Origin of the sequence: Natrialba swarupiae, assembly GCF_008245225.1 — an archaeon.
Taxonomy (GTDB): Archaea; Halobacteriota; Halobacteria; order Halobacteriales; family Natrialbaceae; genus Natrarchaeobius; species Natrarchaeobius swarupiae.
Map to the genome: position 1 here is coordinate 40,566 of NZ_VTAW01000027.1, position 8,085 is coordinate 48,650.

Sequence of the window (8,085 nt, forward strand, 5' to 3'; positions counted from 1 at the left end):
AACGCTATCAATATCAGACACGGCACGTTGCTCGAACGAACCGGGGTTCCTCGAGTCGGCGACAGATCGATCACGACCCAGTCATATCGACCACGGCCCAGTCATATCGACCACGACCCAGTCGTATCGACCACGGCCCAGTCTCATCGACCGCGAATCAGCCGTATCGGTCACGACCCGGCGTCGTCGATCGCGTCAGGTTCGCGGCCGTCGAGAAACGCCGCCGCCGCCGACTGACCCCGTTCGATCAGTTCCGCGATGAAGTCGGCGTCCCGATTCGTCTTGCTCGCGTAGTGATACCCCTCGAGTTGGATTCGACGCACGTTCGTCGTCGTGTACTCGGGATGGTCGAAGTAGCCGTCCTCGATCCACTCGTTGATCCGCTCGATCATCCGGAGTTCCTGATTCAGCGAGATGTTCCCGCCGAGTTCGTTTCGTCTGTCGCTGATCGCCGACAGTTTCGTCGGCGTTCGCTCTCTGTGCTGTGGGTTGATCTGTACGACCCAGAGTTCCTCCGGCGTCCGTTCGCCGGGAACCGACATGAGATCCTTGACCGGCGGGTTCTGCGAGAACAGTCCATCCCAGTAGCCCCGACCGTCGATCTCGACCGCTTCAAAGAGCGTCGGAATCGCCGCGGAGGCGAGCACTGCGTCGGGAGTGACGTCCTCGTTGGTAAACGTCTCGAAGGTGCCGTCGTTGACGTTGACCGCACCGACGACGAGTTCCGGCTCCTCGTACGCACAGAGTTCCGGAATCTCGTCGAACCGAACGTGTCGCTCGAGGACCTCCACGATGCGCTCTTGGCCCCAGTCTGCGGCCGGCGAGCAGTAGGGGCTGACGTGGGGAACGGCCAGGCCTTCGCTCTGGAATCGCGAGTACAGTGACACCCACTGGTTGATCATCCGGTCGGGATAACCTCGCGCGGCGAGGTCCTCCCAGACCCCATCGAGGGCGTCGATTGCGGCGGCCTCGTCGTCGGTGACGAGTCCGTACCAGACGGCGAGGGCGTTGAACGCACCGCCGGAGGTGCCGCTAATGCCGACCAGTTCGAACTCCTCGGTCCAGTCGAGTTCCGACAGCAGCGTTCGGAGGACGCCGGCGGTGAAAGCCGTGTGACTGCCACCGCCCTGACACGCGATCGCCACCTGCGTCCGATCGTCGTCCGTCATCGTTTGCTCGTTCGTCTCGTCTTCGTTCGCCTGTTCTGTCATCGTTTGCTCGTTCGTCCCGTCTTCGTTCGTTCGCCTGTTCTGTCATCGTTCGCCCGTTCGTCCCGTCATCGTTCGTTCGTCCCGTCTTCGTTCAGTCGTCCGGTCATCGATTCTCACTCGTAGGTCGTCGTGTAGCCCCCATCGAACAGGAGGTCTCCCCCGTTCAGATGGTTTGCGTGCCTGGAGAAGCCGAAGACGAACAGGTTCGCCACCTCCGCCGGCGTCATCATCTCTTTCGTCTGGGCCGGCCCGAGCATCACGTCCTCGAGCACCGCCTGCTCGGAGATCCCGCGTTTCTCGGCCGTATCCGCAATCTGGTCTGCCATCAGGGACGTCAGCACGTAGCCGACGCTGACGCTGAAGCTCCGGACGTCGCCGTTGCCCTCCGCGGCGATCGACTTCGTCAACCCGTTGATCGCATGTTTGGCCGTGATGTACGCCGCCTTATCGGTCGTCGCGTCGTGTCCGTGAACCGAGGACATGTTCGCGATCGCGCCAGTTCCGTCACCACACTCCCGGATGTGTGATATTGCATGCTTGGCGAGCAAGAACGGTGCTCTGACCATCACCGACTGCAGCAGATCGTACTGTTCGATCGGATACGACTCGAGTGGATCGATGTGTTGGATGCCGGCGACGTTGGCGACGAACGAGAGGTCCCCCTCCTCGGCCGCGGCCGTGACGAGTGTTGCCACGTCGTCGCCGTCGGTCAGGTCCGTCGGGACGGAGCGATACTGGCCATCGCGATCGAACGAGTCGACGATGGCCGCGGTTTCCTCGAGGCCCTCCTCGTCGACGTCGGCACCGACGACGGTCAGCCCGTTCAGCGCGAGCGCGGTCGACAGCGACTGGCCGATCCCCGAGGCCGCCCCGGTCACGACGGCGACCGTTTCGGGATGGAAGTTCGGATCGTCGAGAACGAAAAAATCGTCTACAGTCGCCTCCGGCGGTTCGAGATCGTGAGTCGACGATGACATCTCGAATGAACGATCGGTTTCGACGCAAATAAACTCACTGTGGACTCTCTCGAATCGAGTTCTCGAGCGCTCGTTCGACCGCGCGAACGGCGTTTGCGCCCTCGAGACGCTCGACGACGACGATCATCGTCCCGTCACCGACGGCCGCCGTTCCCGGATCGATCCCCTCGAGTGTGAGACGCTTGAGCGCGTCTCCGAGCGCCGCCGCGTCGACCTCGCCAGTGGCGACGATCGCCGTCCGATCCCCGCCGTCTGCCCCGAGGGAGACACCGCCGACGGAGACGAGTGCGTCGTCGGTTTCTGGATCGACGGGCCCGACGCCACTTTCCATCCGAACGCGAGCCTCTCGTGGCGACGTCTCGTACGCCGGGAGTTCCGATGCGTATCGTCGGAGGGCCGTCGCGACCGCGTCCGTCTCGCCGTCGACCGCGAGAAACCGGGCAGCGGCGGTGTAGTTGACGACGTCGGCGCGAAGCGCCGCGACGAGAAACGGATGCTCGTCGACGGCGCGTCGAGTTGCTGCTGCCAGTGACATGCTCATCAGCGGGGGCTACGACATCATAAACGCAACGCCCGTCTCTCGAGCAGGGGAGACGAAGCGTGATATCGCACGGATGTGGTCGACGCAGACAGACCGCGGCGTTTTTGCCGCGAGCGCACGTTCGATCCGGTATGAACCTCGACGACGTCGAAGCGCTCATCGAGTCGGAACTCGAGGACGCCGATGCGACAGTCACGCACGCCCGCGACGAGCACGACGACGACCACCTCGCGGCGACGGTCGTCTCGCCCGCGTTCGAGGGACTCCCGCTGGTCCAACAACATCAGACGGTGTACGACGCCCTCGACGGCCACATGACGACGGATATCCACGCGCTCGAGCTTTCGACGTACACGCCCGAGGAGTACGAGGAGGGAACGTAGCCAGTGGCTCGTTCGCGAGACGTTTCGATTCCCCGATACGAAACGACGGTTCGAACCGGAGTTCGAGGCGTCTCACGGGCTGAACGGAACCGCAGGTTTATTCTTCGCTCCTGATACGATACTCGTATGGAATCGCTTCATCCGCGGATCCGGCTGCTCTGGATCGCACAGTGGGCGATCGCGGTGGTCGTCCTCGGCGCGATCATCGCCGTCGTGAGCCGGCTATTCGTCGACGTCCCCTCCGTCGCTCTCGGGGTGATCGTCGTCGCCGGAATCGCGATCGCGGCCGGTTACGCGATTCGTCTCTACCAGGCCTGGCGATTCGAACTTCAGTCCGACGCACTCTACCTCGAGCGCGGCGTGATCACGTTCGTCGAGACTGCGGTGCCGTTCGTTCGCGTCCAGCACGTCGACACGCAGTTTGGCCCCATCGAGCGTCTACTCGGTCTCTCGAGTGTGGTCGTCTACACTGCCGGTTCCCGAAACGCAGACGTTCGGATCCCTGGGCTCACGCCGGATCGTGCGCGGGATTTACAGGATACGCTCCGCGAACTCGCCGTCGAGAGCGAAGCCGACGACGCCGTCTAACATGAATCGACTCCACCCACTCAGTGCAGTGACGATGGTGATCCAGCAGGCGATCACGTGGGTGACGATTCCGTTCTTCCTCGTCGTCTTTCTCTCTGGAATCGTCGACGTCGTCGAGTACTCCTGGGTGTTCGTGCTCGTGCCGCTCGGATTGCTCCTGGGCACCACCTACGCTCTCGTGTACTACTACCGCTTCGAGTACGGGATCACGCCCGACACGTTCGACGTCCGTTCGGGCGTCTTCTCCCGTCGGTCCCGGGAGATTCCCTACGGTCGAATTCAGAACGTCGACATCGCCCGTGGCGTCGTCCAGCGGTTGCTGGGACTCGCCGTCGTCTCGATCGAAACCGCAGGCGGCGGAAACACCGAGGCGACTCTTCGGTTCGTCAGCGAAAGCGAAGCGAATCGCCTGCAACACCAGATCCGACGACGAACCGCCGAGGCGACGGAACGCCGTCGCCGGCGAGCCGACACCGACTCCGATGCGGTCGAATCCGGCGAGTCACCGCTTCCCGACGATTCCGTGGCCGGAACGCCCGGCGAAGAGTCGGCTTCGGATCCGGACTTCGAACGCGCCGACGGGACAGCGACGGCCGAATCCGGTCCCCAGATATCCGAATCCGACTCGCGGACGTACGAATCCCGCCGTCGACGGCTGTTCGACCTCGAGGCGAGGGAACTGCTGCTGTACTCGTTTACGTCTTTTCGACCCGCAGCGGTCGCCGCAGTGCTGTTCGTCTTCTTTCTCGCGACGGACACGATCCTCGACGTTCTCGTTACGATCGCCCAACCCGTCGGCGGCCCCGAGGATCTCGAAAACGGGACGACGGGCAGCTACGGCGTGCTCACGATCGTCTCGATGGTCAACGGGCTCGTGATCACGTACCTGTTGAGTGTCGCGTACACGTTCGCGACGTACTACGACTTCCAACTCGGACGGATCGACGAGGACTTCGTCTACGAACGGGGACTCCTCCAGCGCTACAGCGGATCGATCCCCGTCGAGAAGGTCCAGTCCGTGACGGTCACCGCCAACCCGGTTCAGCGGCTCATCGAATACGCGGGTCTCTGGGTCGAAACCGCGGGATACGGGCCCGACAGCGGATCCGGGAGCCAGTCGGCCGTTCCGCTGGCCGATCGAAGACGAGTGTACGCCTTTACCGAAAATCTCACCGGCGTCGAACGACCGAGATTCCACACCCCACCCTCCATCGCTCGGCGCAGGTATCTCGTCCGCTACTCGCTGATCGCGGCGGCCATCGTCGCAGTCGCGTTCGGAACCGCCTGGGCGACACCCCTCGAGCGGTGGTATCTCGCCGCGGTCGTCTTCCTCGTCGTTCCGCCTGCCGCTCACTTGCGGTACGTGAACCTGGGGTATTACGTCGGCGAGGACCACCTCGTCGTTCGACGCGGGTTCTGGCGACGACGGACCACCGTGATCCCGTACTACCGGATCCAGACGGTCTCGACGCGCCGATCGATCTTTCAGCGTCGCCTCGGTCTCGCCTCGCTCGTGATCGACACTGCCAGTTCGCGCACGTTCTACTGGGCGACGCCGACGATCTACGATATCGACCTCGAGGACGCACGAGAGGCTAACGGGGTCGGTCGAACGCGTCTGCAGTCGGCGCTTCGGGAACGGGCGCAGTCTGACGACGTCGGACTCTCCGTCGATTTCACCTGAGACGGTCTGTCGTCCGTCGGTGCCGGTGGGCACGCGTCCCGTTTTGCAGACCCACCGGCGACCGGTCCAGTAGTCCGTACGAGACGCGTCAAACCCGTGTGAACGTCGACACCTGACGTGGTCGTTTCGGTGGATTTTACCCCACCCACCGTGAGCCTCCGACTATGAGTGACGAAGACGATTATCGAATCGAAGCGGACAGTCTCGGCGAGATGCGCGTTCCGACGGACGCCTACTGGGGGGCACAGACGCAACGTGCCATCGAGAACTTCCCCATCTCGGGAATCTCCTTCGGGCGACGGTTCGTCCGTGCACTCGGCGTCGTAAAGAAGGCGGCGGCACAGGCGAACCGCGATCTCGGGCTGATCGACGACGACGTCGCCGAGGCGATCATCGAAGCGGCCGACGAGGTCATCGCCGGCGAACACGACGACCAGTTCCCGGTCGACGTCTTCCAGACCGGCTCCGGGACGTCCTCGAACATGAACGCGAACGAAGTCATCGCCAACCGCGCTGCCGAGATCATGGGCGCGGATATCGGCGACCGCGTCGTCCACCCGAACGACCACGTCAACTACGGCCAGTCGTCGAACGACGTCATCCCGACCGCGATGCACGTCGCCTCCCTCGAGGCCGTCGAGAAGGACGTCATTCCCGCGCTGGATACCCTCCGCGAGTCGCTCGAGCAGAAAGAGGGTGAGTTCGACGACGTCGTCAAAACCGGCCGCACGCACCTCCAGGACGCGACGCCGGTCACGCTCGGTCAAGAGTTCTCGGGTTACCGCACGCAGGTCGAGAAGGGGCTGGCCCGCGTCGACAAGGTCCGCGAACACCTCGCAGAACTCGCCCTCGGCGGCACCGCGACCGGCACCGGACTCAACACCCACGAGGAGTTCCCCGGCCGCGCCGCAGAGTACATCACCAAAGAGACTGGCGTCCAGTTTCGCGAGGCCGACAACCACTTCGAGGCCCAGGCGGCCCACGACGCGATGTCGGAAGCCCACGGGGCCCTCCGGGTGGTTGCGGGCTCGCTGAACAAGATCGCCAACGACCTCCGACTGCTCGCGTCCGGTCCGCGAAACGGCCTCGGCGAGATCGAACAACCCGAGAACCAGCCGGGTTCGTCGATCATGCCCGGCAAGATCAACCCCGTCGTCGCCGAAGCCGTCAATCAGGTCCACAAGCAGGTCGTCGGCAACGACGCTGCGGTTTCGGCTGGTGCCGCCGAGGGTCAGATCGACCTCAACCTCTACAAGCCCGTCCTCGCGCACAACTTCCTCGAGTCCGCAGAACTCATCTCGAACGCGAGTACCGTCTTCGCCGACCGCTTCGTCGACCCGCTCGAGGCTAACGAGGAGTACTGCACAGAGCGCGTCGAACAGTCGATGGCGATGGCCACCTCGCTGAACGTCCACATCGGCTACGACAAAGCCAGTGAGGTCGCGAAGACCGCGATCAAAGAGGACAAGACGGTCCGCGAAGTCGCCCTCGAGAAGGATTATCTCGACGCCGAGGAGGCCGACGAGGTGCTCGACCCCGCGAAGATGACCGAGCGCGGAATCCTCGGCCGCGACGAGTAGCCTGGGACTGTCAGCATACTGTTTGTATTCTGCCATAGCGTGTCACCGGATACGCCGCGGGGTCAGTTCGACCGAACCTGACACGCAACGAACCGTCGACTCGAGTCCGAGAACCTGCTGGGAGATTCTCGTTCGGCGATACCCGAATCGCCGTAGCAGGGCCAGATCACCGACGTTCACGGCGGAATAAACAAACCCAAGCAGTTTTGGGGGATGCTGGCGTCAGACGACATATGCACACCTGTCGTAACTGCAACCAGTCGTTTCAGACCGAGCTGGCCCTCGAGTTACACCGGGACACCTGTAAGAACGGAGAACTATTCTGTCAGCTCTGCGGTGACAGATTCCGCGAGCGGGATGCGACCCAGGACGGGTGGCACTACGACTGCCCGAACGAAGACTGCGAGGGCGAAGGACTCAAGGAGGATCTGTATCACGTAGACGACGTTCGGACGGCCACGCACTGATCGATTCTGTTCTCTCCGCTCGATTGATTCTACGAAGTCCCGTCTCGACGTTCGGCGTCCAGTTCGACGTTCAGGCGTTCGGTCACGGCGGTGTACCTGAGGACGGTCGCTTACCGATCGATCTCTGTTCGGCAGTATCGAGAGCCGGTGCCCCGAATGGGTGCGCTTTCGACCGCGTTCGGAACGAGCCCTGAATCACTCCCGCCGAATGAAGAGTACAGACACATTATCGATATAGCATTATTTGATTTATTTGGAAGGACACCATCACTCGAGGCGGCCACGTCGTTTGAGCGACGATTGCACACAGACGACCGCTGTCGCCACCGATCCGTGACCTCCCGGGCACCCGGTTCCAGCGGTGTACTCGGCTGCGCCCCGATTGCGTCGTCGTCCCGATATCATGGTGGACTCACAGACTGAGACCGGTTCCCCGCCAATCTTCCGTTTATCGCCGTGTAGAGAGAGAGTCCCCGACGCTGGCGACGGTGACGTGACGCGTCACGTGTTGATCATACTGCGCACGTCGGTTTAGGCAACCGAACGTGATTCGAGTCGCCTGTCTCCCCTAGTACCCTCCCAACCGTGGACAGCTAGGTTATATCCTCTGGGCACGTATCTCTAGGAATGAGCCGAAAGAAGTACACTGTCGAT

Annotated in this window: 8 protein-coding genes; 5 read left to right on the top strand and 3 right to left on the bottom strand. The window is 62.8% G+C overall.

What is annotated here, in order from left to right:
• Nucleotides 1–170 precede the first annotated feature (170 nt).
• From FYC77_RS16500 to FYC77_RS16510, 3 genes are all read right to left on the bottom strand, one after another.
• Nucleotides 171–1,211 (bottom strand): patatin-like phospholipase family protein, encoded by a 1,041-nt coding sequence (locus tag FYC77_RS16500; RefSeq protein ID WP_338016498.1) that lies wholly within the window; start codon nucleotides 1,209–1,211, stop codon nucleotides 171–173.
• 113 nt (nucleotides 1,212–1,324) lie between these two features.
• Entirely contained in the window at nucleotides 1,325–2,188 is an 864-nt protein-coding gene (locus tag FYC77_RS16505; RefSeq protein ID WP_149082593.1) for an SDR family oxidoreductase, read from the bottom strand.
• Nucleotides 2,189–2,222: 34 nt separating this feature from the next.
• Nucleotides 2,223–2,723, bottom strand: coding sequence for a DUF7523 family protein (locus FYC77_RS16510; protein ID WP_149082594.1), 501 nt, complete (start codon nucleotides 2,721–2,723; stop codon nucleotides 2,223–2,225).
• Nucleotides 2,724–2,860: 137 nt separating this feature from the next.
• Between FYC77_RS16510 and FYC77_RS16515 the strand changes: the two genes are divergently transcribed.
• From FYC77_RS16515 to FYC77_RS16535, 5 genes are all read left to right on the top strand, one after another.
• Nucleotides 2,861–3,112, top strand: a complete 252-nt coding sequence (locus FYC77_RS16515; protein ID WP_149082595.1) for a BolA family protein — start codon at nucleotides 2,861–2,863, stop codon at nucleotides 3,110–3,112.
• Nucleotides 3,113–3,238: 126 nt separating this feature from the next.
• A complete protein-coding gene (locus tag FYC77_RS16520) occupies nucleotides 3,239–3,700 on the top strand; it encodes a PH domain-containing protein (RefSeq protein ID WP_149082596.1) in 462 nt (153 codons plus the stop codon).
• A 1-nt stretch (nucleotide 3,701) separates the two neighbouring features.
• On the top strand, nucleotides 3,702–5,384 hold the full coding sequence (locus tag FYC77_RS16525) for a PH domain-containing protein (RefSeq protein WP_149082597.1): 1,683 nt from the start codon (nucleotides 3,702–3,704) through the stop codon (nucleotides 5,382–5,384).
• Nucleotides 5,385–5,548: 164 nt separating this feature from the next.
• Nucleotides 5,549–6,964: a class II fumarate hydratase gene (locus tag FYC77_RS16530; RefSeq protein WP_149082598.1), complete on the top strand. Its 1,416-nt coding sequence runs from the start codon at nucleotides 5,549–5,551 to the stop codon at nucleotides 6,962–6,964.
• Nucleotides 6,965–7,197: 233 nt separating this feature from the next.
• A complete protein-coding gene (locus tag FYC77_RS16535) occupies nucleotides 7,198–7,431 on the top strand; it encodes a transcriptional regulator (protein WP_149082599.1) in 234 nt (77 codons plus the stop codon).
• Nucleotides 7,432–8,085: the final 654 nt, after the last annotated feature.